This window comes from Actinomadura physcomitrii (assembly GCF_008923205.2).
Classification (GTDB): Bacteria; Actinomycetota; Actinomycetes; order Streptosporangiales; family Streptosporangiaceae; genus Spirillospora; species Spirillospora physcomitrii.
The window spans coordinates 228820-251999 of record NZ_WBMS02000002.1; the positions used below are offsets into that span (position 1 = coordinate 228820).

26 protein-coding genes are annotated in these 23180 nt (G+C 73.8%); 11 read left to right on the top strand and 15 right to left on the bottom strand.

The features are described from left to right. Positions 1 to 146: 146 nt before the first annotated feature. On the bottom strand, positions 147 to 1733 hold the full coding sequence (locus tag F8568_RS03095; protein ID WP_151591128.1) for a CocE/NonD family hydrolase: 1587 nt from the start codon (positions 1731 to 1733) through the stop codon (positions 147 to 149). 64 nt (positions 1734 to 1797) lie between these two features. Beyond that, positions 1798 to 2301 (bottom strand): NAD-dependent epimerase/dehydratase family protein, encoded by a 504-nt coding sequence (locus tag F8568_RS03100; RefSeq protein WP_202124421.1) that lies wholly within the window; start codon positions 2299 to 2301, stop codon positions 1798 to 1800. Between the two features lie 10 nt (positions 2302 to 2311). Between F8568_RS03100 and F8568_RS46555 the strand changes: the two genes are divergently transcribed. Beyond that, a complete protein-coding gene (locus F8568_RS46555) occupies positions 2312 to 2521 on the top strand; it encodes a MarR family winged helix-turn-helix transcriptional regulator (RefSeq protein ID WP_202124422.1) in 210 nt (69 codons plus the stop codon). 45 nt (positions 2522 to 2566) lie between these two features. Here the strand turns inward: F8568_RS46555 and F8568_RS03110 are convergent, their stop codons facing one another. The 6 genes from F8568_RS03110 to F8568_RS03135 form a co-directional block, all read right to left on the bottom strand. After that, complete coding sequence (locus F8568_RS03110; protein WP_151591132.1) at positions 2567 to 3424, bottom strand: MHYT domain-containing protein; 858 nt, start codon at positions 3422 to 3424, stop codon at positions 2567 to 2569. Between the two features lie 89 nt (positions 3425 to 3513). Further along, entirely contained in the window at positions 3514 to 3912 is a 399-nt protein-coding gene (locus F8568_RS03115; protein ID WP_328600700.1) for an NUDIX hydrolase, read from the bottom strand. A gap of 10 nt (positions 3913 to 3922) precedes the next feature. Then, complete coding sequence (locus F8568_RS03120) at positions 3923 to 4672, bottom strand: amino acid ABC transporter ATP-binding protein (RefSeq protein ID WP_151591136.1); 750 nt, start codon at positions 4670 to 4672, stop codon at positions 3923 to 3925. Next, positions 4669 to 5577 carry an amino acid ABC transporter permease gene (locus F8568_RS03125; protein ID WP_151591138.1) on the bottom strand — a complete coding sequence of 303 codons (909 nt, stop codon included), beginning with the start codon at positions 5575 to 5577 and terminating at the stop codon, positions 4669 to 4671. The genes F8568_RS03120 and F8568_RS03125 overlap by 4 nt, the downstream gene beginning before the upstream one ends. Then, entirely contained in the window at positions 5538 to 6413 is an 876-nt protein-coding gene (locus F8568_RS03130; RefSeq protein ID WP_328600701.1) for an ABC transporter substrate-binding protein, read from the bottom strand. The genes F8568_RS03125 and F8568_RS03130 overlap by 40 nt, the downstream gene beginning before the upstream one ends. A 32-nt stretch (positions 6414 to 6445) precedes the next feature. Beyond that, positions 6446 to 7309, bottom strand: coding sequence for an SAM hydrolase/SAM-dependent halogenase family protein (locus tag F8568_RS03135; protein WP_202124423.1), 864 nt, complete (start codon positions 7307 to 7309; stop codon positions 6446 to 6448). Positions 7310 to 7401: 92 nt separating this feature from the next. Between F8568_RS03135 and F8568_RS03140 the strand changes: the two genes are divergently transcribed. After that, positions 7402 to 8310 (top strand): LysR family transcriptional regulator, encoded by a 909-nt coding sequence (locus F8568_RS03140; RefSeq protein WP_151591140.1) that lies wholly within the window; start codon positions 7402 to 7404, stop codon positions 8308 to 8310. A gap of 16 nt (positions 8311 to 8326) precedes the next feature. Here the strand turns inward: F8568_RS03140 and F8568_RS03145 are convergent, their stop codons facing one another. The 4 genes from F8568_RS03145 to F8568_RS03160 all read right to left on the bottom strand — a co-directional run bounded on the left by F8568_RS03145 (position 8327) and on the right by F8568_RS03160 (position 12730). Next, positions 8327 to 8722: a RidA family protein gene (locus F8568_RS03145; protein WP_151591142.1), complete on the bottom strand. Its 396-nt coding sequence runs from the start codon at positions 8720 to 8722 to the stop codon at positions 8327 to 8329. A gap of 117 nt (positions 8723 to 8839) precedes the next feature. After that, positions 8840 to 9463: a MerR family transcriptional regulator gene (locus tag F8568_RS03150; RefSeq protein WP_151591144.1), complete on the bottom strand. Its 624-nt coding sequence runs from the start codon at positions 9461 to 9463 to the stop codon at positions 8840 to 8842. A gap of 118 nt (positions 9464 to 9581) precedes the next feature. Further along, positions 9582 to 11915, bottom strand: coding sequence for a glycoside hydrolase family 3 protein (locus tag F8568_RS03155; RefSeq protein ID WP_151591146.1), 2334 nt, complete (start codon positions 11913 to 11915; stop codon positions 9582 to 9584). Between the two features lie 101 nt (positions 11916 to 12016). Further along, on the bottom strand, positions 12017 to 12730 hold the full coding sequence (locus F8568_RS03160) for an IclR family transcriptional regulator (protein ID WP_151591148.1): 714 nt from the start codon (positions 12728 to 12730) through the stop codon (positions 12017 to 12019). A 99-nt stretch (positions 12731 to 12829) separates the two neighbouring features. Between F8568_RS03160 and leuC the strand changes: the two genes are divergently transcribed. The 4 genes from leuC to F8568_RS03180 all read left to right on the top strand — a co-directional run bounded on the left by leuC (position 12830) and on the right by F8568_RS03180 (position 16062). Further along, positions 12830 to 14227: a 3-isopropylmalate dehydratase large subunit gene (gene leuC / locus F8568_RS03165; protein WP_151591150.1), complete on the top strand. Its 1398-nt coding sequence runs from the start codon at positions 12830 to 12832 to the stop codon at positions 14225 to 14227. 10 nt (positions 14228 to 14237) lie between these two features. After that, the gene (gene leuD / locus F8568_RS03170) at positions 14238 to 14825 is read left to right on the top strand and encodes a 3-isopropylmalate dehydratase small subunit (RefSeq protein ID WP_151591152.1); all 588 of its coding nucleotides are present in this window, start codon (positions 14238 to 14240) and stop codon (positions 14823 to 14825) included. A gap of 566 nt (positions 14826 to 15391) precedes the next feature. Then, the gene (locus tag F8568_RS03175; RefSeq protein WP_151591454.1) at positions 15392 to 15625 is read left to right on the top strand and encodes an SCO5555 family protein; all 234 of its coding nucleotides are present in this window, start codon (positions 15392 to 15394) and stop codon (positions 15623 to 15625) included. 158 nt (positions 15626 to 15783) lie between these two features. Then, the gene (locus F8568_RS03180) at positions 15784 to 16062 is read left to right on the top strand and encodes an HU family DNA-binding protein (protein WP_151542535.1); all 279 of its coding nucleotides are present in this window, start codon (positions 15784 to 15786) and stop codon (positions 16060 to 16062) included. 64 nt (positions 16063 to 16126) lie between these two features. On the opposite strand, the gene F8568_RS03185 is transcribed toward F8568_RS03180, so the two are convergent. Both F8568_RS03185 and cofC read right to left on the bottom strand, forming a co-directional pair. Then, positions 16127 to 16333: a cold-shock protein gene (locus F8568_RS03185; RefSeq protein ID WP_151591154.1), complete on the bottom strand. Its 207-nt coding sequence runs from the start codon at positions 16331 to 16333 to the stop codon at positions 16127 to 16129. A 9-nt stretch (positions 16334 to 16342) separates the two neighbouring features. Further along, positions 16343 to 17029, bottom strand: coding sequence for a 2-phospho-L-lactate guanylyltransferase (cofC, locus tag F8568_RS03190; RefSeq protein WP_151591156.1), 687 nt, complete (start codon positions 17027 to 17029; stop codon positions 16343 to 16345). Positions 17030 to 17114: 85 nt separating this feature from the next. On the opposite strand from cofC, the gene F8568_RS03195 reads away from it, so the two are divergent. From F8568_RS03195 to F8568_RS03210, 4 genes are all read left to right on the top strand, one after another. Beyond that, a complete protein-coding gene (locus tag F8568_RS03195; RefSeq protein WP_151591158.1) occupies positions 17115 to 17957 on the top strand; it encodes a lysophospholipid acyltransferase family protein in 843 nt (280 codons plus the stop codon). A 17-nt stretch (positions 17958 to 17974) separates the two neighbouring features. Then, a complete protein-coding gene (locus F8568_RS03200; RefSeq protein WP_151591456.1) occupies positions 17975 to 18964 on the top strand; it encodes an NAD(P)H-dependent glycerol-3-phosphate dehydrogenase in 990 nt (329 codons plus the stop codon). 92 nt (positions 18965 to 19056) lie between these two features. Beyond that, entirely contained in the window at positions 19057 to 20181 is a 1125-nt protein-coding gene (locus F8568_RS03205) for a D-alanine--D-alanine ligase family protein (RefSeq protein WP_151591160.1), read from the top strand. A 222-nt stretch (positions 20182 to 20403) separates the two neighbouring features. After that, positions 20404 to 20994: an acetamidase/formamidase family protein gene (locus F8568_RS03210; protein WP_328600702.1), complete on the top strand. Its 591-nt coding sequence runs from the start codon at positions 20404 to 20406 to the stop codon at positions 20992 to 20994. Positions 20995 to 21044: 50 nt separating this feature from the next. Here F8568_RS03210 and F8568_RS03215 read toward each other — a convergent pair whose 3' ends face one another. Next, positions 21045 to 21779 (bottom strand): SDR family oxidoreductase, encoded by a 735-nt coding sequence (locus tag F8568_RS03215; RefSeq protein ID WP_151591164.1) that lies wholly within the window; start codon positions 21777 to 21779, stop codon positions 21045 to 21047. Between the two features lie 171 nt (positions 21780 to 21950). Between F8568_RS03215 and F8568_RS03220 the strand changes: the two genes are divergently transcribed. Continuing rightward, positions 21951 to 23093: an MFS transporter gene (locus F8568_RS03220; protein WP_151591166.1), complete on the top strand. Its 1143-nt coding sequence runs from the start codon at positions 21951 to 21953 to the stop codon at positions 23091 to 23093. Positions 23094 to 23180: the final 87 nt, after the last annotated feature.

Sequence of the window (23180 nt, forward strand, 5' to 3'; positions counted from 1 at the left end):
GGTCGTCAGGCCGGTCGGCCGTGCTCATATTCGCCCCCCTCGCGACAGCACAGATGCGAAAGTGTACGGAATCGCGGGGGATCGGAGAAAGGTCGGCGGGGCGGTTCGAGCCCGGTACCGCGCGCCGGCGGCGCCGGACGGGACGGTCACGGCATGAGCGGCAGTTCGATCCAGGACGGGCGGCCCGCGTCGTGGAACACGGTCTGCTCCGCGCGCACCATCGACGGGTGCCGGTCGAACCGGGGGAAGTTCGACGAGGCGACCTGCACCCGGATGCGGTGACCGGCCCGGAACGTCTGGCTGGTCGCGGCCAGGTCGATCTCGTGCCGGCCCGCGCCGCCGGCCGAGCGGACGATGCCGTCCAGGACGTTCATCGCCCGGCCGTCCGGCCACACGTCGACCAGCTTGGCCGTCCAGTCGGCGCCGGGCGCGGACGTCGCCGCGTGCAGGACCGCCCTGACCGGTCCGGTGACCTCCACGTCCCGGTCCAGCACCGGGGTGGTGAAGACGAGGACGTCCGGGCGCGCCTCGACGGCCCGCTGGTCGCGCGGCCCGGCGTTGACCGGGTCGGTCAGCAGCAGGTTCCCGCCGTGCGTGGGGACGGGGTCGTCCGGGTCGTGCACGAAACGGGACGGCGACGCGCCGGCCGCCGGGGCATCGGTGGACAGCGAGCCGCCGGAGTGCAGGTAGTAGCGCGTGTTCAGGGTGCCGGGCGGCGGCCAGGACGGAGCCTCCCGCCACACGTTCGCGCCCATGGTGAAGTACCTGACGGCGGGCCCTTCGGTGTCGCCGCGCAGGAACGCGTTCTGCGCGGCCTCCACCTGGGCCGCCTGTGCGGACGCGGCGTGGCCGAAGTGCAGTTCGCCGGCGCCGGCCGCCTGGGACAGGTGCGTCCACGGCCCGATGATCAGCCGCCCGCCGGGGATGCGCCGGTGGTTCTCCAGGGTGCCGCGCAGGAAGACGTCGAACCATCCGGCGACGTGCAGGACGGGCACCGCGATCCGGTCGTGCCGCAGGGTGCGCGCGAGGTCCGTCCAGTACGCGTCGCGTTCCGGGTGGGCGACCCAGTCGCGCCAGAAGGGGAACGCGTCCGCCACGGCGGGCGCGTCGCGCAGCGGGAGGGTCCGCAGGGCCGCGCCGGGGTCGGACAGCACGCGCATCAGCGCGCCGAGCCGAGGCCGGGCGTCGGCGCCGCCCGCCATGGCGTGCGTCGCGCCGAGCATTCCCTGGAGCGCGGCCCAGAAGAACGCCGACCCGAGCGCGAACGCGCCGCCGTGGTAGTTCAGCCCGTCGTAGAAGTCGTGCGGGGTCATCGACGCGACGACGGCCTTCAGCGCGTCCGGGCGCTCGGACGCGAGCTGGAGCGCGCATCCGGCGAGGTAGGAGCTGCCGGCGGCGACGACCTCGCCGTTCGACCACGGCTGCGCGGTGATCCAGTCGACGGTGTCGGCGCCGTCGCGGCCCTCGTCCGCCCAGGGGGTGAACTCGCCGTCGCTGTCGCCCCGGCCCCGGCAGTGCTGCAGCACGACGGCCATTCCGGCCCGCAGGTGGGCGCCGACCGGGACCGACCGGAACACCCCTTCGCCGTAGGGGCCGCGCATCAGCAGGGTCCGGTGGCGCCCGTCGCCGGCGGGCCGGTGGACGTCCGCGCGCAGGACCGTTCCGTCGCGCATCACGATCGGCTGGGCCAGGACGGTGACGGCCGGGAGCGCGGGTCGGTCGAGCTTCGTCACGGCGGGCCTCGCAGGGGACGTCGGGTCGGGGCGGCGCCGACGTTAGGCAGGTTTTCGTTCACCGTCAACGATTCGGCGAAGCCTCGGTGCGCCCGCCCAGCCAGGCGACGTAGTCGGCGACCGCGCCGTCGATCCCGTGCGCGGGCGTGAAGCCGGTGTCGTCCTGCAGGCGGGTGACGTCGAGGCGGTGGTCCTCGTCCGGGCTCTCCGGCGAACGGCCTTCGGCCATGTCGATCGGGGCTCCCGGGACGGCCTTCGCGATCGCCGCCGCGACCTCCGCGTTCGCGGTGACGCGTCCGGACCCCACGTTGTAGACGGCGTGGCGGAGCGTCCCGGCCGTCTGGAGGAGGGCGATGGCGCGCCCGCAGTCCGGCGCGTACAGCGCGTCGATGCCGTCGCCCGCATGCACCTTCCTCGCGTACGGCTCGCCCCGCACCGCCGCGTTGACCAGGCCGGGGATGGCGAAGAACGGCGAGTCGGCGCGCCCGTGCGGGCCCCAGACCGCGCCGATCCGCAGGCACACGGCCTCGAAGTCCGCGTGCCCGGCGACGGCGGACGCGGTCAACACCGCGACCCGGATGGAGGCCGCGGGCCTGGTCACCCGGCGCCGCGACCCGTCCGACGCCCGGCTCGTCCGGCTCTACCTGACCGAGCGCGCCCGCCGGGCGGAGAAGCCGATCCGGGGGGCGCGGCGGCGGCTGGAGGAACGCGTCACCGCCGCGCTCACCGACGACGAGCGCCGGCACCTGCGCAGCGCGCTCGAGAAGATCATCGCCGCGCTGTCCTGACCGGCGCGGGCTCGGCGGCCGGGCGGTGCTGGCGGCCGCCCGGTGTCAGCCGCCGCTGGACCACTCGCCCGAGGACCGCGTGCGGGGGGCCTGCGGCGCGGGCGCCGACCGGCCGGGCTGCGGGACGTCCGCGCGCCCCGCGGCCATGCGCGCCCGGAACTCGGCGTCGGCCCGCATCTCGTCCTCGCTCGGCGCCATCGCGATGATGATCAGCAGCGTGATCGACACCACCGCGATGCCGCCGACCAGCGGGATCAGGAAGTCGGAGGCGGTGGCGCCGCTCGGCACGGGCATGCCGGGATCCATGGTGATCCGCATGGCCGCCATACCGGTGTAGTGCATGCCGGTCACCGCGACGCCCATGATGAGCGCGGCCCCGGCCGTCGCCCGCAGCCCGCGGACGCGCAGGCAGAACCACAGGGCCGCGATGGACGCCACCACCGCGATGACCACCGACAGCGCGACCAGGCCGGGCCGGTAGCCGATGTCCCCGGCCATGTTCATCGCGGCCATCCCGGAGTAGTGCATGCTCACCACGCCGATCCCCATGATGACGCCGCCCGTGACGATCACGCCGCGGCCGGACCCGCCGAAGCCGAGGATGAACAGCCCGGCCGCGACGACCACCACGGCGGTCAGGCAGCTCAGCAGCGTGACCGGCACGTTGTAGCGGATCGGCATGCCCGAGACGCTGAAGCCGAGCATCGCGATGAAGTGCATCACCCAGATCCCGGTGCCGCCGATGGCCAGCGCCGCGAGCGACAGCCACGAGGCGCGCGAGCGCCCGGTGGACGCGCGGGCGCGCGACATGCACAGCAGCCCGAGAAAGGAACCGACGAACGACATCAGGTACGCGGAGACGGGCGTGAGCGGCCCGTAGGAGAAGTGATGCACGTGCGCCATGCGGTTCCCCGGAAAGTGAAGAGATCTCGGATCCTGCGGGCATCCTAACTGGATCTTGCCGGAGGAACCGGTGTGATCTGGGACAACGCTCAGTGAAGCAGGCCCTGGGCCAGAGCCAGGTCCAGCGCCGACCGGGCCGCCGGCGCTAGCAGGTGCCGGTCGGCCGGGTCGAGGTAGAAGTACTCGTCCACCTCGCCCGACGCCGCGACCGCGCCGTGGCAGGACGCGGTGAAGCACGCCATCCGCGCGTGCGAGTAGTCCGGCTGGTCGTGCGCCGGCGCGCGGACCACGCCCAGCGCGCGGAACGACGCCCGGTCCAGCTCGACGCCCAGCTCCTCCCGGACCTCCCGGGACAGCGCCGCCCAGTCGTCCTCGCCCGGCTCCCGCTTCCCGCCGGGAAGATACAGCAGGTCACGGCCTCGCGACCGGACGGCCAGCAGCCGCCCGTCCACCACCCGCACCCACGCCACCACGTCCAGATCCGCCACGCCCGCCATCCTAGAGACGCCGGGATTCCAGGACGCGGCGCAGGAACTCGCGAGTGCGCGGCTCGGCGGGGTCCTCGAAGATCTGCTCGGCGGGGCCCCGCTCCAGCAGCACGCCGTCGGACAGGAAGCACACCGTGTCGGCGATGTCGCGGGCGAACCCCATCTCGTGGGTAGCCAGGACCATCGTCATGCCGGACTCCTTCAGCTCCCGGATGATCCCCATCACCTCGGTGACCAGCTCCGGGTCGAGCGCGGACGTCACCTCGTCCAGCAGCAGCAGGCTCGGCCGCGTCGCCATCGCGCGGATGATCGCAACGCGCTGCTGCTGGCCGCCCGACAGCCGGTCGGGGTACTCGCCGGCCTTGTCCGCCAGCCCGAACCGCTTCAGGAGCTCGCGCGCCTCCTCGGCGGCCTCCGCCTTCGGCCGCTTGTGGACACGGACCGGCGCCAGCGTGATGTTGTCCAGCACCGACATGTGCGGGAACAGGTTGTAGGACTGGAACACCATCCCGATCCGCTTGCGGACCGCGTCGGGGTCGGCGTCCGGGTCGGTGATGTCGTCGCCCTCCAGGAGGATCGCGCCGTCGTCCACCGTCTCCAGCACGTTCACGCAGCGCAGCAGCGTCGACTTGCCGGAGCCGGACGCGCCGATGAGGCAGACGACCTCGTGCGGCGCGACGTCCAGGTCGACGCCGCGCAGCACCGGATGCGCGTGGTAGGTCTTCCAGACGCCTTCGACGCGCAGCAGCGGACCGCTCATGTGCCGCCTCCCGGGGCGCGGCGGCGCTCGGCGCGCACCGCGAGGTGGTCGGTGAACCGGGCCATCGGCACCGTCAGCGCGACGAACAGCACCGCAGTGGCCAGATACGGGGTGTAGTTGAAGTTCGCCGCGGAGTGGATCTGCGCCTGCCGCAGCGCCTCCAGCGGGCCGAGCACCGCGACGAGCGCGGTGTCCTTCTGCAGCGAGGCGAAGTCGTTCAGCAGCGGCGGGACGACGCGCCGCACCGCCTGCGGCAGCACCACGAACCGCAGGCTCTGGGTCTTGCTGAGCCCGAGCGACCGGGCCGCCGCGCGCTGGCTCGGATGGATCGAGTCGATGCCGGCGCGGAACACCTCCGCGACGTACGCGCCGTACGACAGGACGAGCGCGAACCCGCCGAGCACCGCCGGACTGTCCGGGATGCCCTGCAGCCGCAGCGCGGGCAGCCCGAACCCGACCAGGTACACCAGCAGGATCGTCGGGATGCCGCGGAACACGTCGGTGTAGGCGACGGCCAGGGCCCGCAGCGGGAAGAACAGCGGGTTGCGCAGCCCGCGCGCGAGCGCCACGAGCAGCCCGAGCACCAGGATCACCGGCTCGGCGATCAGGAAGATCCGCACGTTCAGCCAGAAGCCGCGCAGCACGTCGGGGAACGCGCCCGTGAACTCGCCCCAGTTGAAGAACGTCTCGTGGACGCGCGGCCAGCCGGGCGACGTCACCACGACGGCGACGACGACCGCGACGCACAGCACGGTCGACGCGGCGGCGACCGAGCCGGACCGGACGCCGGCGCGCCGGCGGCGCCGCTCCCGGTCCAGCTGGCGCTCGCTCTTGACCCAGGCGGCCCCGCCGCCCGCCTGCGCGGTCACTTCAGGACGGGCGCGCCGGCCGACGAGGTCAGCCATTGCTGCTGGATCTTCGCCAGCTCGCCGGACGACTTCAGCTGCCCGATCGCCTGGTTCAGGCAGCCCACCAGCTTGCTGCCCTTCTCCATCAGCAGCCCGAAGTGCTCGGTGCCGCCGCCCTCGGTCTGCGGCAGCTGGCCGACGATCTTCGAGTCGTCGATCTGCGCGGCGGTGACGTAGAACGCGGTCGGCAGGTCCACCAGCAGCAGGTCGACCTGCTTGTTCTTCAGCGCGTTCACCGCGTCGATCTGGGTGTTGAAGATCTTCGGCTGGTTGTCCGGCTTGATCTGGTTCTGTACCGCCTGCAGCGCGGTGGTCCCGACCTGGACGGCGATGCGCGCCTTCTTCAGCTCCGCGATGCTCGTCGCGTTCGCGAACTCGCCGTCCTTGAGCGCGACGACGCCCTGCTGCACGTCGTAGTAGCCGTCGCTGAACGTCACCGCCTTCTCGCGGGCCGGGGTGACGGAGATCTGGTTGATGTCGAAGTCGAAGTTCTTCGGCCCCGGCGCGTAGGACGACTCGAACGACTGCGTCGTCCAGGTGACCTGGTCCTTGGTGAAGCCGAGCTTGCCGGAGACGGCGTACGCGACGGCGCTCTCGAAGCCCTGCCCGTTGGACGGGGCGTCGTTCTTGAACCAGGGCTCGAACGCCGGCTTGTCGGTCGCGACGGTCAGCTTGCCGGGCGTTTTGAGCGGCAGCGTGTCCTTGGTGCAGGAGGCGGGGCTCTTGCTCGCCGAGGCGTCGGAGCCGCCGTCGTCCTGCGGGGCGCAGGCGGTGACGGCGAGGGTGAGCGCGGCGGCGCCGGTCAGGGCGGCCACGAGGGGGCGGCGGGTCACGGGGGTGCCTCCAGCGGTGCGGTGTTGCGTGATCAAGAATGCGGGGTGGTGGTGCGTCCGGTGGTGGCGCGCAGGGTGGTGGTGCGCAGGGCGACGGTGCGCGCGCCGGCCAGACCGAGGACGTCCGCGGCGCGGCCCTGGTTGACGCCGAGGCCGAGCCAGCCCGAGGAGTCGATCCACAGCAGCGGCTCGCCGGGGGCGACGCTGCCGAAGGTCCACTCGAACGGGACGCGGGCGGTGCGGGACGTCCCGTCTGGAACGCTCCATTCGAGGTCGAGGGGCGTGCCGGGCTCCAGCGCGCCGAACGCGGCGGCGAGGTCGTCGCGCTCCGCGCCCAGCACCACGCTGCCGAACCGGTCGGTGTACAGCACCGGAACGGTCAGCTCGCCGTCGCCGATGACCGGCGCCGGAAGGTCCAGCGGCAGCGGTTCGGCCGGGGAGCCGAGGTCGGCGACGTCCACACCCGCCGCGACGTGCGCGGCGGCGGGTGAGAAGACGTCCCGGCCGTGGAACGACGTCGACACCTCCGGCAGCCGGTACGCCGGGTTCTCCAGCACGTGCGCGCGGACGATCCCGCCGAGCGCCTCCGCCGCCGGGACCAGCAGCCCGTTGTCCGGGCCGACCAGCACGTCGCCGCGCTCCGTCCCGACCGCCACCGGGCGGCGCGGCGTCCCGACCCCCGGGTCGACGATGCCGAGGTGCACCCCCACCGGCAGGTACGGCAGCGCCTGCCGGAGCAGCATCGCGCCCTCCACCACGTCGAACGGGGTGATCTCGTCGCTGAGCACCAGCACGTTCGCGGCGGGCGCGATCGTGTGCACGACGCCGGCGCAGATCGAGGTGTAGGCGGCGCCGAAGTCCGTGGCGATGCTGACGAACGGACGGCTTCCGGACATGGGCGACCTCGGTGGGACCTGCGGGGATGCGGAGAGGAGAGCAGCAGCCTACCAAGCCGATCTCCTGGCCGAACCGGCGCTAACCTCCGGGGATGCGCGCCGAATCGCTCGATCCGTTGCTGCTGCGGACCTTCGTCGCCGTCGCCGACCTCGGCTCGTTCACCGCCGCCGCGGCGGCGGGCGGCTACACCCAGTCGGCGGTGTCCCGCCAGGTCGCCGCGCTGGAGGACGCCTGCGGCGTCGAGCTGTTCGCGCGGGGCGCGCGCGGCGTGCGGCCGACGCCCGCCGGCGAGCACCTCCTCCCGCACGCCCGCGCGCTGCTCGACCGGCTCGCCGACACGGTCCGGGCCATGGAGGGCCTGCGCCGCCTCGACACCGGGACGCTGCGGATCGGCGCGTTCCCCACCGCGAACGCGGCGCTGGTCCCGCGGGCGCTCGCCCGGTTCCGCGACCGGCACCCCGGCGTGCGCGCCACGCTGCGCGAGGGGATCACCGACCGGCTGCTGGCGATGCTCGACGGCGGCGACCTCGACCTCGCCGTCGTCAGCACCCACACCGTCCCCGCGCTGCCCGCCGGCGACCTCGTCCCGCTGCTGGACGACGCGCTGCTCGTCGCGCTGCCGTCCGGGCACCCGCTCGCCGCCCGCCGCCGCGTTCCGCTGGACGCCCTGGCCGGCGAGGCGTGGATCGTCGCCGACGCCCCCGAGGCCGTCGCGGCACTGCGCGCCCGCTGCGAGACCGCCGGCTTCGAGCCGCGCACCCCGCTGCGCGTCGCCGAATGGATCTCCAAGCTGGGCCTGGTCGCGGGCGGGTTCGGCGTCACCCTCGTGCCCGCGCTCGCGGCGGCAGCGGCGGCGCGCGACGGCGTCGTGCTGCGGCCGCTCGCCCCCGAGCAGCCCAGCCGCGCCGTCCACGCCGCCGTCGGGCGGCACGCCCGCAGGTCCCCGGCGGTCACCGCGTTCCTGGACGACCTGCGCGCCGTCGCCGCCGAGCTGGGTTAGCGCGGACGGGCCCGGGTCAGGGGAGCGCGGCGACCACCTCGACCTCCAGCAGCGCGTCCGGGTGGAACAGCCGGGCGACCTCGACGGTCGTGCTGGTGGGCGCGGCGCCGGGGAAGTACCGCCGCCGGACGGCCCCGTACTCGGCGACGCGGCCGAGGTCGGTGACGAACGTGCGGACGTTGACGACGTCCGCGAACCCGGCCCCGTGCGCCGCGAGGATCCGCTCCAGCAGCGAGAAGATCACTTCGGACTGCCGGGCCATGTCGCCGGGCGCGTCGACCTTCCCGTCCTCGGTCAGGGCGATCTGCCCCGACACGTACAGCATCGGCCCGGCCGTCACCCGCGCCGCGTGCGAGTAGAAGGGGTTCGGCGGCGGCGGGACGGTGCCGGGGTTGCCGAGCGTGACGCGCATACGGGAGTCCTCTCGTGCGTGGTCTGCGAGTGCGGTCGACGCTAGGCGCCGCCGAGCCATGCCACCAGCGCAGCTTTCGCAGACCAGCCATGCGCGGCCCGCATGGCTCGCGGAGGTTCAGCCGAAGCGGCGGGCGGAGGCGTTCTCCTGGGCCAGCCGGTGCAGCGCCGTGAGGACCTGCTCGTACAGCACGGTCGAGACGAGCAGGGTGTGCACGGTCCGGGCGCGCGGCGCGCCGTCGGCCACCCGGCCGATCTCGTGGTCGGCCACCTCCTTGGCGGCCTTCACGTAGGGCCGCAGGTCGGTGAGGGTGATCGGGAAACCGAGCCGGCGCAGCGCGACGAAGGTGTGCGCCAGCAGGTCGCGGGCGGGGGAGCGGTCGCCGACCGTCCAGCCGAGCTCGCGGACGAGCGCGTCGACGTCCTGCCGCGCGGCGCGCCAGTGCGGGTCGTACGGCGCGGCGACGTGCGGGCCGATCGCGTACTGCGCGGTCCCGAACAGCTCGTGCAGGCTGACCCGCTCGTCCTCGATCGCCTCGACGATCCGCTGGATCGCCGCGACCGGCAGGTCGCCGACCTCGCGCAGCGCGCTGATCAGCCGCAGCCGCTCCAGATGCCGGTGGTCGTACTCCGCGCGGGTCGCGCTCACCGCCGAGCCCTTCGGGAGGAGGCCCTCCCGGATGTAGAACTTGATCGTCTGGACCGTCAGGCCGCTGCGATCGCTGAGCTCGGAGATCTGCACTGCGCACCTCCTTGTCCGGAGGTCAACGCTATCCAGGGCGTGCGGGCGGATACGGGCACTCGTCAAAGGTGGTCCGAGATGCGGTGCTTTGTCGCACCAGCTCGGACCAGCCCGGACGTCAGGCGGTCAGCCGCAGATCGGCGATCGAGCGCCCGGCGCGCACCGTGCACCCGCCGGGCAGCCGCTCGTCCAGCGGGACCCGGACGGTCGCCCGCCCGCCCGCCGCCGCCTCGGCCACCGCGAACCCGGCGAGCCGGAGCGGCCGCCCGTCCGGCGACGCGTAGCACTGGACGGCCTCGCGCCCCGGCCGGTCCCCGGTGTTGCGGACGGTCACCTCCGCCACCCCGTCCGCCACCACCAGCGACTCGTACTCCCACGTCGTGTACCCCAGGCCGTGCCCGAACGGGTACGCGACCTGCTCGGGCGCGTAGTGCAGGTAGCCGATCGCGGCGCCCTCCGCGTAGGGCAGCGTCCCGTCCTCGGCGGGAACCGGCGACAGGATGCCGTCCTCCGACACCGGGAACGTCGTGGGCAGCCGCCCGCCCGGCTCGGCCGCCCCGGTGAGGACGTCGGCGACGGCGTCGCCGCCCTCCTGACCCGGCAGCCACGCCCACAGCACCGCCGCGACCTCGTCCCGCCACGGCATCAGCACGGGCGCGCCCGCGTTCACCACCACCACCGTGCGCGGGTTCGCGGCGGCGACGGCGGACACCAGCTCGTCCTGGCGGCCGGGCAGCGCGAGCGTCGTCCGGTCGAAGCCCTCGCTCTCCACGTCGTCGTTCGTGCCGACGACCACGACCGCCGCGTCGGCGGCGCGGGCGGCCTCGACCGCCGCCGCCAGCTCCTCGTCCTCGGGCAGGTGCGGCTCGTGGTACCCGATGCCGAACGCGGTCAGGAACGATCCCGGCCGGTGGGCGCGCCGCAGCTCGACCGGGACCGCCCGCCCGGCGGCGAGCTCCACCTCGACGCGGTGCTCCGGCGGGCGCATCATCGCCTCGACCGGGTCGCCGCCGTCCAGGTCCAGGCTCACCGTCGCCGTGGCTTCCGCCACCCGCATGTCGTACTCGCCGACGCCCGCGACCGCGAACGTGTGCACCCCGTCCGCCGCCGGCGTCACCCGCGCCCGGACGACGATCCGCGCCGTCCCCTCCGGAACGCCCCCGAAGAACAGGAAGCGCGCGGCCTCGCGGTGCTCGGAGCCGAGGACGGCGCCGTCCGCGCCGAGGAACTCCAGCCGCACCCCCGGCTCACCCGTCTCCGGGTCCGCCGCCAGGTCGAGCGGCAGCTCCGCCAGCCGCTCGTGCGGGTACACGCCCGCGTGCACGGTCAGCTCGGTGCCCGCGCCGAGCGCGCGGCGCAGGCCGTCCACCGGCGAGACGACGTGCTCGGGGTTCACGTGCGCGCTGCCGCCGCCCTGCGCGCTGAACCGCACCGCGTTCGGGCCGATCAGCGCCAGCCTGCGGGGCGCGTCCAGCGGGAGCGCGCCGCCCTCGTTGCGCAGCAGCACGCACGCGCGCGCCGCGAGCGACCGCAACTGCGCGGGCGCGTCGGCGGGCGTCGTCACCGGCGCCGGCTCGGGGAACCCGTCCAGCGCGCCGACCCGCGCCGCCAGCCGCAGGATCCGCAGCGCCTTGTCGTCGATCAGGTCCTCGGCCACCTCGCCGGCGCGGACGGCCTCGACGAGCCCGTCCCGCCACGCGTTGCCGGGCATCCCCGGCATCTCCAGGTCCATGCCCGCGTTGGCGCTCGCCGCGGTCGACCGGATCGCCGTCCAGTCCGACACCAGCACGCCGTCGAACCCCCACCGCTCCTTCAGCACACCGGTCAGCAGCGGGCGGTGCTCCGTCATCGTCGTGCCGTTGACCTTGTTGTAGGCGGCCATCACCGCCCACGCGCCCGCCTTCACCGCGTCCTCGAACGGGCGCAGGTACACCGCGTCCAGCGTCTCGCCGTCGATCCGGGCGTCGTACGACATCCGGGCCGTCTCGGAGTCGTTGCCGACGAAGTGCTTCACCGTCGCCGCGACCCCGGCCGACTGCACGCCCCGCACGAACCCGGCGGCGATCCGGGCGGTGAGCAGCGGGTCCTCGGAGTAGTTCTCGAAATGCCGGCCGCCCAGCGGGGTCCGGTGCAGGTTGATCGTCGGCGCGAGCTGGACGTGCACGCCCTTGTCCCTGGCCTGGGCGCCGTTCAGCCGCCCGGCCCGCTCGGCGAGGCCGGGGTCCCACGTGGCGGCCAGCGCGGTCGGGCACGGGAACAGCAGGCTCGTGCTCCGCTCGTCCCACGCGGTGCCGCGGACGCCGCTCGGGCCGTCCGACAGCACCACCTCCCGCAGCCCGATCCGCGGGATCGGGCGCAGCGACCAGAAACCGGCCCCGGTCAGCAGGTGGACCTTCTCCTCGAGCGTCAGCTCCGCGAGCCGCTCGCGCAGGCCGGACTCGTCGACGGACATGGAACCTCCTCCGGGACGTCACCGCACGCGGCCACCCTACGGACCCCGGCCGCGGGTCACGGGCAGGCACGAGCATCGACCGCGCCGCGACGGGGCCCGGATCAACTCCGGCGCATGCCCTCGCTTATCTTCTCGGCGGCGGCGACGACGGGGGCGGCGTGCAGGCGGCCGGGTGAGCGGGTGAGGCGCTCGAGGGGGCCGGAGACGGAGACCGCGGCGATGACGCGGCCGCCGGCGCCGCGGATGGGGGCGGAGACCGAGCCCACGCCCTGCTCGCGCTCGCCGACGGACTGCGCCCAGCCGCGCCGCCGGACGGAGGCGAGGGTCGTCGCCTCGAACTTGGCGCCGCGCAGGCCGCGGTGCATCCGGTCGGGCTCCTCCCAGGCCAGCAGGATCTGGGCGGCGGACCCGGCGGTCATCGGGAGGGCGGCGCCGACGGGGATGGTGTCGCGCAGGCCGCTGGTGCGCTCGGCGGCGGCGACGCAGACGCGGACGTCGCCCTGCCGGCGGAACAGGGAGGCGCTCTCGCCGGTGTGGTCGCGCAGCTGGGCGAGGACGGGCTGCGCGATGGCGAGCAGGCGGTCCTCGCCGGCGGCGACGGCGAGCTCGGCGAGCCGCGGGCCGAGGATGAACCGCCCCTGGGTGTCGCGGTGGACGAGGCGGTGGTGCTCCAGCGCGACGGCGAGCCGGTGGGCCGTGGGGCGGGCGAGGCCGGTGGTCTGCACGAGCTGCGCGAGCGAGGCGGGACCGGCTTCGAGCGCGTTCAGCACGAGAACCGCTTTGTCAAGTACGCCGACTCCGCTAGAGTTGTCCATGTCTTGATATTGCCGTCTCGTAATTTGAGATGCAAATCAACCGGACCGGACTCCGGCGCGACCGCGCGCCGGACGATCATGACAGGTGAGGTGGGTGTGATGGGCCGTACATTGGCCGAGAAGGTGTACGACGCGCACGTCGTACGGCGTGCCGAAGGTGAGCCCGACCTCCTCTACATCGACCTGCACCTGGTCCACGAGGTCACCAGCCCCCAGGCGTTCGACGGGCTGCGGATGGCCGGCCGCCAGGTGCGCCGCCCCGACCTGACGATCGCCACCGAGGACCACAACGTCCCCACCACCGACCTGCTCAAGCCGATCGCCGACCCGGTGTCGCGCACCCAGGTCGAGACGCTCCGCAAGAACTGCTCCGACTTCGGGATCCGGCTGCACCCCATGGGCGACGACGGCCAGGGCATCGTGCACGTCATCGGCCCGCAGCTCGGCCTGACCCAGCCCGGCATGACCGTCGTCTGCGGCGACTCGCACACCTCCACCCACGGCGCGTTCGGCGCGCTGGCGTTCGGCATCGGCACCAGCGAGGTCGAGCACGTCCTCGCCACGCAGACGCTGCCGCAGATCCAGCCGAAGACGATGGCCGTCACCGTCAACGGCACCCTGCCCGACGGCGTCACCGCCAAGGACCTGATCCTCGCGATCATCGCGAAGATCGGCACCGGCGGCGGCCAGGGCCACATCATCGAGTACCGCGGCGAGGCCGTCCGCTCGCTGTCGATGGAAGGCCGCATGACGGTCTGCAACATGTCCATCGAGGCCGGCGCCCGCGCCGGGATGATCGCCCCCGACGAGACCACGTTCGCCTACCTCAAGGGCCGCCCGAACGCCCCCCAGGGCGAGGACTGGGACAAGGCCGTCGAGTACTGGACGTCCCTGCGCACCGACGACGACGCGGTCTTCGACAAGGAGGTCGTGATCGACGCCGCCGAGCTGACCCCGTTCGTCACCTGGGGCACCAACCCCGGCCAGGGCCTCCCCCTCGCCGAGTCCGTGCCCGACCCCGCGACCATCGACGACCCCGTCAAGCGGCAGAACGCCGAGCGCGCCCTGGAGTACATGGGCCTCACCGCCGGCACCCCGCTGCGCGACATCGAGGTCGACACCGTCTTCGTCGGCTCCTGCACCAACGGCCGCATCGAGGACCTGCGCGCCGTCGCCGGCGTCCTGAAGGGCCGCAAGGTCGCCGACGGCGTCCGCATGCTGGTCGTCCCCGGCTCCATGGAGGTCAAGAAGCAGGCCGAGGAAGAGGGCCTCGACCGGGTCATCGCCGCCTCCGGCGCCGAATGGCGCGAGGCCGGCTGCTCGATGTGCCTCGCGATGAACCCCGACAAGCTCACCCCCGGCGAGCGCAGCGCCTCCACGTCCAACCGCAACTTCGAGGGCCGGCAGGGCCCCGGCGGCCGCACCCATCTGGTGTCGCCCGCCGTCGCTGCCGCCACCGCCGTCACCGGCCGCCTGGCCGCCCCCGCCGACCTGTAAGGAGCGACCGATGGAAGCCTTCACCACCTACACCGGGCGCGCCGTCCCGCTGCGGCGCAGCAACGTCGACACCGACCAGATCATCCCGGCCGTCTGGCTCAAGCAGGTCAGCCGCACCGGCTTCGACAAGGGCCTGTTCTCCGCCTGGCGCGAGGACCCCGCCTTCGTCCTGAACCAGCCGCAGTACGAGGGCGCCGGCATCCTCGTCGCCGGCCCCGACTTCGGCACCGGCTCGTCCCGCGAGCACGCCGTCTGGGCCCTCCAGCAGTACGGGTTCCGCGTCGTGATCGCCCCGCGCTTCGGCGACATCTTCCGCAACAACTCCACCAAGATGGGGCTGCTGCCGGTCGTGCTGACCGCCGAGCAGGTCGAGGCCCTGCAGAGCGCCGCCGAGAAGGATCCCGCCCTGGAGATCACCGTCGACCTCGACAAGCGCGAGGTCCGCTGGGGCGCCGACACCGCCCCCTTCGAGATCGACGACTACACACGCTGGCGGCTCATGGAGGGCCTGGACGACATCGGCCTCACCCTCCGCCACGGCGACGCCATCAACGACTACGAGGCCACCCGCCCCGCCTGGCTCCCGGTGACTGTGTAATCCCAGGGGGGCGACCCCCTGGAACCCCCGTCACGACGGACGGGCTGTTTCCCCGCTCCGCTGGCGCTCCGCGCGAAACAGCCCGTCCGTCGTCGGGCATGCCCGCTGCGCTCGCTGCACTCGCTCCGCGTGCCTGCCCGTGCTTGCCCAGGAGGGGCGACCCCCTGGAACCCCCGTCACGACGGACGGGCTGTTTCCCCGCTCCGCTGGCGCTCCGCGCGAAACAGCCTGTCGACCGTCGGGCATGCCCGCTCCACTCGCTAGCGCTCCCTCCGCGTGCCTGCCCGTGAGGTGGCTGAGCTTCAGCCTGCCGGGGCTGAGCTTCGAACGCTCCGGGGTGGGTTTCAACCTTTCCCTAGATTGGGCTCGAACCTGCCGGGCTGAGCTTCAACCTGCCGGGGTGGGCGCCAACTTGCTGGGGAGTTGGGCTTCAGCCCTCCGGGGGTTGGGCTTCGATCTGCGGGTGCTGGATGGGGCGTTGGCGTGGGCCAGGGTGGGGGTCGCGTAGCCTCGCGCGGGAGAATTGCTCGCAGGGGACGAGGACGCCCGAGCACTTGGGGGCTTTTGTGGACGCCGTGCCGTGGACCGGACCTCAGTGGGAGGACCCGGCGCTGACCCGGCTCGCCCGGCAGTTGCGCGACGCGCACCGGGCCGTGGCGCCGCTGCCGCCGCAGACCCGGCAGCGGCTCATCCGCCACCTCCTGGCGATCACCGATCTGGCGAAAAGGGACGCCGAGCTGGCCGCCCGCAGGCTGGAGGCGTTCCTGGCCGATTTCCACGGGGCGCCCGACGTCCGTTAGCGTGCGCAGTGGCCGGATCTGGTCCGGTCACCCGGCGAGACGGGGGCGAGGCCGACAAAAACGCCAGCGACACGGCAACTCTTGCGTGCAGGTGATTGTGTCCATGCTGAGGGTCCCTTAGTTTCGTTCGGGCAAGGGGGGAACTAGAGGAGTAACCCATGAACAAGCGTGAGCTGGTCGACGCCATCTCTGACCGGCTGGGCAGCAAGAAGGCCGCAGCCGAGGCCGTCGACGCGATCCTGGAGGCGATCCAATCCGCCGTCGCCAAGGGCGACAAGGTGGCGATCACCGGGTTCGGTTCGTTCGAGAAGGCCGACCGGCCTGCCCGTACGGCCCGCAACCCCGCAACGGGCAAGACCATCGAGGTTCCCGCGACGTCCGTGCCGAAGTTCAAGGCCGGCGCGGACTTCAAGAACCTGGTGGCCGGCAAGAAGTAGCCTCGCACGGCAGCGCCCGGGACCGTTTCGAACGGTCCCGGGCGCTGCCGTTTCCACGGCCCGTTCAGGTCCCCGGAAGGGGGAACGTCGACAGCGTCACCGCCGCGACCCGGCCGTCCTCCAGCGCCAGGTTCACCCGCTGCCCGAAGCGCAGTAGCCGCAGGCCCCCCGCCGCGAACGCGTCCGCGTCGAACGGCAGCTCCGTCCCGTCGTCCAGCAGCACGCTCCCCGTCCGCGCGGCCGCGTCGAAGTCCTTCACCGTCCCCTGCATGCGCGAACCCTATCCCCGGCTCTGCCCGGCGGACGGCGCGAAATCGGGGAGCAGCGCGGCGACGGCGGCGGTGCGCGGGCCGGTGCCGAGGGCCAGGGCGGCGCGCAGGTCGTCGGGGGTGTCGACGTCGCGGCGGACGCTGTCGGTCCCGGGCAGCAGCAGCTCACGGGCGCCGCGCGCGCGGTGCGCGGTGCGGGAGTCGCCGCCGAACGCGGGGGAGAACGGCACGCCGGGACGCGCCGTGTAGAGGGTCGTGCCGATGCCCGCCGCGTCCGGGACGAACGCTTCGGGCGCGCGGGCGGCCGCGTCGAGGACCGCGGCGAGTTCGTCGGGCCGCAGGGCGGGCAGGTCGGCGGAAAGGGCGCCGACGCCCGCGTCGGGGGCGAGGTCGCGGCCGCGTCCCGCCCCGTAGGCCAGCGCCGGGTTCAGCCCGGCGTCGGGCTCGTCCGGGACGATCCGGGCGCCGAGCGCGGCCAGCTCCGCGGCCGGGACGGGATCGTCGGTGACCACTATCACATCGCGGACGCGCGCGCAGCGCAGCGCCGCCGCGACGGTGTCGGCGGCGACCGCCAGGGCGAGCGCCGCGCGGTGCGGCCCCGCCGCCGCGGACATGCGGGTCTTGGCCCTCGCCAGCACCTTGACCGGCACGACGAGCGACCACTCGGGATGAGGCGCGCTTGGCGCTGGGGTAGACATGGCAACTCGACACTATGCGCAGACAACCGCGACACTTGAGGACACCCCGCGTTCACGCCGGGTTCGGATGGAGGAGGGACGGATCATGGGCCACGGGTACTCGCCTGGCTGGCGCAAGCTCACGATCGTCGTCCTGCGGCCCCTGCTGTTCGGGCTGCTGAGACGGGACTGGCGCGGCCGGGGCAACGTGCCCAGGACGGGCGGTGTGATCATCGCCGCCAACCACATCTCCGAGTCCGACCCGCTCGCCCTCGCGCACTTCGTCTACGAGGCCGGGCGCTACCCCGTCTACCTCGCCAAGGCCGCGCTGTTCAGCACGCCGATCGTGGGCGCCGCGATGCGCGGCACCGGCCAGATCCCGGTGCACCGCGACCGCGCCGACGCCGCGCTCGCCCTCAAGGACGCCGAGCAGGCGCTGGTCGACGGCGAGTGCCTGATGTTCTACCCGGAGGGCAGCTGCACCCGCGACCCCGAGCTGTGGCCGATGACCGGCCAGACGGGCGTGGCGCGGATGGCGCTGACGACGGGCGCGAAGGTCGTCCCGGTCGCGACGTGGGGCGCGCACGAGCTGCTGCCGTACAAGAAGGCCGAGCAGCGCGGGCTCGCCGGCAGCCTGAAGAAGGGGTTCCACCCGTTCCCGCGCAAGACGATGCAGGTGATCGCGGGGCCGCCGATCGACCTGTCGAAGTACGAGGGGCTGCCGCTCACCAAGGAGACGCTGCGCGCGGCCACCGACGACATCATGGACGTGATCTCCGAGCTGCTCGGCGAGCTGCGCGGCGAGCGCCCGCCGGCGGAGCGCTACGACCACCACCGGGTGCTGGAGGAGCGGCGCCGCGCCGCCAAGGACGCGGAGGCCGGCGGGGTGCCCGGCCCGGCGGAGCCGGCGGACGGCGCCGCCGAGAAGAGCAGGGCGGGTGACTCGTGACCTACCGCACCGCGGTGATGGGCGCCGGGTCCTGGGGGACCACGTTCGCCAAGCTGCTGCACGACGCGGGCGGCGAGGTCACCCTCTGGGGCCGCCGGCCCGAGCTCGTCGAGTCGATCAACGAGCGGCACGAGAACGCCGACTACCTGCCGGGCGTCGGGCTGCCCGCGCCGATCCGGGCGACCCTCGACCCCGCCGAGGCGCTGGACGGCGCCGACTTCGTGGCGCTCGCCGTCCCCGCGCAGAGCCTGCGCGGCAACCTCGCGGGCTGGGTGCCGCTGCTGCCGCCCGGGGCCGTCCTGGTCAGCCTGATGAAGGGCGTGGAGCTCGGCACGACCCGGCGGATGTCGGAGGTGATCCGGGAGGTCGCCGACGTCCCGGAGGAGCGGGTCGCGGTGTTCAGCGGGCCGAACGTGGCGCGCGAGATCGCGACCGGCGAGCCGAGCGCCGCGGTCGCCGCGTGCGTGGACGAGCAGGCCGCGGTGGGGCTGCAGGCCGCCACGATGACCCCCTACTTCCGCGTCTACACCTCCACGGACGTGATCGGCGTGGAGCTGGGCGGGGCGATCAAGAACGTCGTCGCGCTGTGCGTCGGGATGTCGGTCGGGCTCGGGTTCGGGTCCAACACCCAGGCGGTGCTGATGACCCGCGGGCTCGCCGAGATCACCCGGCTCGGCATCGCGCTCGGCGCCGACGAGCACACCTTCGCCGGACTCGCCGGGATGGGCGACCTCGCCGCGTCCTGCATGTCGCCGCTCGCGCGGAACCGGACGTTCGGCGAGAACCTCGGCCGCGGGATGACGCTGGAGGAGGTCGTCGCCGCCACCAAGCAGACCGCCGAGGGCGTGAAGTCCTCGGAGGCGGTGCTGGAGCTGGCCCGCAAGCACAACGTGGAGATGCCGATCACCGAGGCGGTCGTCTCGGTGCTGTACCACGGCACTCCGATCACGGAGGCGGCGATCTCGCTGATCTCCCGCTCGCCGAAGCCGGAACGGTACGGAGTGTGACCCGTGGACGACGCGACGTCGCGTCCGGCGCCCGGGGCGCGCCCGGATCGTTCGTGGCCGCACCGTACTGATCACCGATAGGGTCGGGAATCATGTCCCAGGTTTCCAAGATTCGCGTGGCCGTGGTGTTCGGCGGGCGCAGCTCCGAGCACGCGATCTCCTGCGTCACCGCGGGCGCCGTCATGGCCGCGATCGACCGGGACCGCTACGACGTGCTGCCGATCGGCATCGCCCGCGACGGCCGCTGGGTGCTCGCGCCCGAGGACCAGCGGCTCGCGATCCACGACGGCCGGCTCCCTGAGGTGTCGGGCGTCGGCAGCGCCCTGGCGCTGCCGTTCGACCCCGACAGCCGCGGCCTGATGGTCGTCGAGCCCGGCAAGGTGCCCGCCACGCTCGGCGAGGTCGACGTCGTGCTGCCGCTGCTGCACGGCCCGTACGGCGAGGATGGCACCATCCAGGGGCTGCTCGACCTCGCGGGCGTCCGGTACGTCGGCGCCGGGGTGCTGGCCAGCGCGGTCGGCATGGACAAGGGGTTCATGAAGCTCGTCTGGCAGGCGCGCGGCCTGCCGGTCGGCCCGTACGTGCTGATCGGCGACCGGGAGTGGCGCCGCGAGCGCAAGCGCAAGCTCGACGAGGTCAAGGAGCAGCTCGGGCTCGCCGCCGGGCGGGCGGTGTTCGTCAAGCCGGCCCGCGCCGGGTCCAGCATGGGCATCACCCGGGTCACCGACGAGGCCGACCTGGAGGCCGCGGTCGAGACGGCCCGCGAGCACGACCCGAAGGTGATCGTGGAGGCGGCGATCGAGGGCCGCGAGATCGAGTGCGGCGTGCTGCAGGGCCTGGACGACGGGCCGCCGGAGGCGAGCCTGCCCGCCGAGGTGCTGATGGCGGGCGACCACGACTTCTACGACTTCGAGACCAAGTACCTCGACGGCGGCACCCGGATGGCGATCCCGCCGGACCTGCCCGCGGAGGCGGTCGAGGAGGTCCGGGCGATCGCGGGGCAGGCGTTCGAGGCGCTGGACTGCGAGGGCCTCGCCCGCGTCGACTTCTTCCACACCCCGGACGGCCGCTGGATCCTCAATGAGATCAACACTATGCCGGGGTTCACGCCGGCGTCGGCGTTCCCGCAGATGTGGGCCGCGACCGGGCTGGACTACCCGTCGCTCGTCGACCGGCTGATCCAGACCGCGCTGCGCCGCTCCACCGGGCTCCGCTGACCCGGGGCGCCGGGGACGGGAGCGGCCCGCGGCGCGGCCGTTCGACGCCTCGGTGATGGCGGTTTGACGTGTCCTTCGCGGTGCTGAAATCCGGCCGAAACGCGCCCCGGACAGGATCGGGACCGTTCCCGCCACCGTTCCGGAAGGACGCCCGTCTTGACGCTCTCACCTGTTCCGCAGGCCCCGACCGCTCCCTTCCCCGCGGAGGGGAGGGCGCGGCCGGTGCCCGGGCACGACCGCTGGCATCCCGCGATCCCCGGCGTCGCCGAGGTGATCACCGGCGGGACCGTCCGGATGGAGTGCGCGGCCCGGGAGCCGGGCGAGGACGCGGTGCTGTGCGGCCCGCTCGTGGTCGTCGGCGCGGAGCCCGGCGACGTGATCGTGGTGGACGTCCTCGGGGTGGGCCGCGCCGACGGGGTGCACTGCGCGTCGGGGCATCCCGGGCTCATCGGGTGCGCCCCGCGGGCGGTGCGGGCGGCGCCGGACGACGACCAGGGCAGGATGCTGCTCGGCGGGGTGCATCCGGCGGCGCGCGCACGGGTGGCGGCGGAGGCGGTGCGCAGCGAGGCCCGCGGCCGGGACATCGGCGGCTGCGCGATCGCGCCGCTCACCGCCGGGTCGCGGATCCTGCTGCCGGTGCACGTGCACGGCGCCAAGCTGTCGGTCGGCGACCTGCACTTCCCGCCGCGCGGCGCCCTCGACTGCCGCGCCGCGGGCCTGCCCGGGTGGATCGATCTGCGGATCAACCTGACCCGGCGGGGCGTCGAGCGGTTCCGCGTGACCGGCCCGATGCTGATGTCCGCCCCTCGTTGAGCTGCGGCGTGTCGTCATGAGGGCGACACGTCGCGAGGCAGCGGTGCGGGTCAGGCGCGGAAGACCTCGCCGCCGTCGACATTGAGGATCTGGCCGGTGATCCAGGCGGCGTCGTCCGACAGCAGGAACAGGCAGGCGCCGACCATGTCCTCGGGCGTGCCCATCCGCTTGAGCGCCATCTTCTGGTCGACGATCTTCTGCGACATGTTGCCCGGGACGACCCTGCGGTTCGCCTCGGTGTCGGTCGGGCCCGGCGCGATGGCGTTCACCCGGATGCCCATGCCGCCGAGCTCGTGCGCGAGCTGCTGCGTCAGCCCGTTGATCGCGACCTTCGCGAGCCCGTAGAAGCCGGAGTACTGCCAGGCGGCCGTGGACGACTGGTTCACGATCGAGCCGCCGCCGCGCGCCTGCATGTGCGGGTGGCAGGCGCGCGCGCACAGCAGTGCGCCGTCCATGTTCACCGCCATGAACTTCTTGTAGTAGTCCCAGTCGACGGTGAACAGGAAGTCGAGCTTCATCGTCCCGAAGATGGCCGCGTTGTTCACCAGGTGGTCGATGCCGCCGAACCGCTCCACCGCGGCGGCGGCCATGGCCTCGGTGGACGCCGGGTCCGACACGTCGGTCCGCACGAACAGGCCCTTGATGTCGTCGGCGACGGCCCGGCCGCGCTCGTCGACGTCCGCGACGACGACGGACGCGCCCTCGGCCGCGAGTCCCCGCGCGTACGCCTCGCCGATGCCCTGGGCCGCACCGGTGACGATCGCGACCTTTCCCTCGAACCTCATGCTCACAGTCCCTCCGCGGGCGGCCGTCCGGCCTCTGATTCTGGACAGGTGTCCAGACTACAGTTCAGGACGGTCCGCGGCGCAAGGGGCGGATCCCCACGATCTCCGCGCATCCGCCGCATCGCGAAGATGTAGGGCGCAGGCCCCGATCCCGGGACGAAATGATCTAGGGTGAGCGCCGGGGGAGCGGTGGCACTGCAGCGGATCAAGGTCGGGGCCGTCTACGGCGGCGCCCTGCTCGGCCCGCTCGGCGGCGGGGTCGTCTCGCCGATGCTCCCGGAGATCGGCCGGTCCGTGCACGCCCCGGCGGGCGCCGCGGCCGCGTCGCTGACCGCCTACTTCGTGCCGTTCGCGCTGGTCCAGCTGGTGTCCGGGACGCTGGGGGAGCGCTGGGGGCGCCGCCGGACGGTCCGGATCGCCTACCTGGTGTACGCGGCGGGCTCGCTGGTGTGCGCGCTCGCGCCGACGCTGGGCCTGTTCCTCGGGGCGCGGGCCGCGCTCGGGGCCGCCAACGCCTTCACCTCGCCGCTGCTGCTCGCCGGGCTCGGCGACATCGTGCCGCGCGACCGCCACGGGCGGGCGGTCGGCGTGTACTCCAGCTGCCAGGCGGCCGGGCAGTCGTTCGCGCCGCTGGTCGGCGGGCTCGCCGCGGAGTCGTCGTGGCGGCTCGGGTTCGTCGTGGTCGCGGCGGCCGCGGTGCTGCTGGCGTTCGCGCCGCCGCCGGGCGAGCCGCGCCCGGCCGCGGCGGCGCCGCCCTGGCGGCCGCTGCTCAGCCGGCGGATGGGCCTGCTGTCGGCGGCCTCGTTCCTGTCCTACCTCGGCGCGTCCGCGCTGCCGTTCCTCGTCGCGCTGTACGCGCGGGAGGAACTGCACGTCAGCGCGGACCTCACCGGCGTCGCGCTGCTCGGGTTCGGGGTGGCGGGGCTGGTGCTCGGCGCCGTGTGGGGACGCGTCGCCGAGCGGGCCGGGGCGCGGCTGTGCGGCGGCGTCGCGGCCGTGGTGACCGGGGTGTTCGTCGCCGTGGTCGGGTCGTCCGGATCCGTGGGCGCGCTCGCCCTGTGGTGGACGCTGGCGGGCGCGGGGGCGTCGATGATGACCGTCGCGCTGCAGAGCCTGACGATGCGGGCGGTGCCGCGGAACCGGGGCGGAGCGCTGTCGGCGGTGTCGGCGTTCCGGTTCGGCGGCGGAGCGGTCGCGCCGCTGGTGTGGCTGCCGGTCTACCACGCCGGCGCGGCGGGCGCCTTCGCCGCGGCGGCGAGCTCGCTGCTGCTGGTCGTCCCGGCCCTCGCGCTGGCCGGCGAAGCCGCGGGGTGACGATGCTCACCGGACCGTGCCATTGTTGGGCGCCGGGGACCGCCGGTAACTTACTGGACGTATCGTCAATAACCCGTCGGCGCGCCG

Coding starts and splice junctions, on each gene's coding strand:
- F8568_RS46555 (WP_202124422.1), top strand. CDS start 2,312: ATGGAGGCCGCGGGCCTGGTCACCCGGCGCCGCGACCCGTCCGACGCC.
- F8568_RS03110 (WP_151591132.1), bottom strand. CDS start 3,424: ATGGCGCACGTGCATCACTTCTCCTACGGGCCGCTCACGCCCGTCTCC.
- F8568_RS03120 (WP_151591136.1), bottom strand. CDS start 4,672: ATGAGCGGTCCGCTGCTGCGCGTCGAAGGCGTCTGGAAGACCTACCAC.
- F8568_RS03125 (WP_151591138.1), bottom strand. CDS start 5,577: ATGGCTGACCTCGTCGGCCGGCGCGCCCGTCCTGAAGTGACCGCGCAG.
- F8568_RS03135 (WP_202124423.1), bottom strand. CDS start 7,309: ATGTCCGGAAGCCGTCCGTTCGTCAGCATCGCCACGGACTTCGGCGCC.
- F8568_RS03140 (WP_151591140.1), top strand. CDS start 7,402: ATGCGCGCCGAATCGCTCGATCCGTTGCTGCTGCGGACCTTCGTCGCC.
- F8568_RS03145 (WP_151591142.1), bottom strand. CDS start 8,722: ATGCGCGTCACGCTCGGCAACCCCGGCACCGTCCCGCCGCCGCCGAAC.
- F8568_RS03155 (WP_151591146.1), bottom strand. CDS start 11,915: ATGTCCGTCGACGAGTCCGGCCTGCGCGAGCGGCTCGCGGAGCTGACG.
- F8568_RS03160 (WP_151591148.1), bottom strand. CDS start 12,730: ATGGACAACTCTAGCGGAGTCGGCGTACTTGACAAAGCGGTTCTCGTG.
- leuC (WP_151591150.1), top strand. CDS start 12,830: ATGGGCCGTACATTGGCCGAGAAGGTGTACGACGCGCACGTCGTACGG.
- leuD (WP_151591152.1), top strand. CDS start 14,238: ATGGAAGCCTTCACCACCTACACCGGGCGCGCCGTCCCGCTGCGGCGC.
- F8568_RS03180 (WP_151542535.1), top strand. CDS start 15,784: ATGAACAAGCGTGAGCTGGTCGACGCCATCTCTGACCGGCTGGGCAGC.
- F8568_RS03185 (WP_151591154.1), bottom strand. CDS start 16,333: ATGCAGGGGACGGTGAAGGACTTCGACGCGGCCGCGCGGACGGGGAGC.
- cofC (WP_151591156.1), bottom strand. CDS start 17,029: ATGTCTACCCCAGCGCCAAGCGCGCCTCATCCCGAGTGGTCGCTCGTC.
- F8568_RS03195 (WP_151591158.1), top strand. CDS start 17,115: ATGGGCCACGGGTACTCGCCTGGCTGGCGCAAGCTCACGATCGTCGTC.
- F8568_RS03200 (WP_151591456.1), top strand. CDS start 17,975: ATGGGCGCCGGGTCCTGGGGGACCACGTTCGCCAAGCTGCTGCACGAC.
- F8568_RS03205 (WP_151591160.1), top strand. CDS start 19,057: ATGTCCCAGGTTTCCAAGATTCGCGTGGCCGTGGTGTTCGGCGGGCGC.
- F8568_RS03215 (WP_151591164.1), bottom strand. CDS start 21,779: ATGAGGTTCGAGGGAAAGGTCGCGATCGTCACCGGTGCGGCCCAGGGC.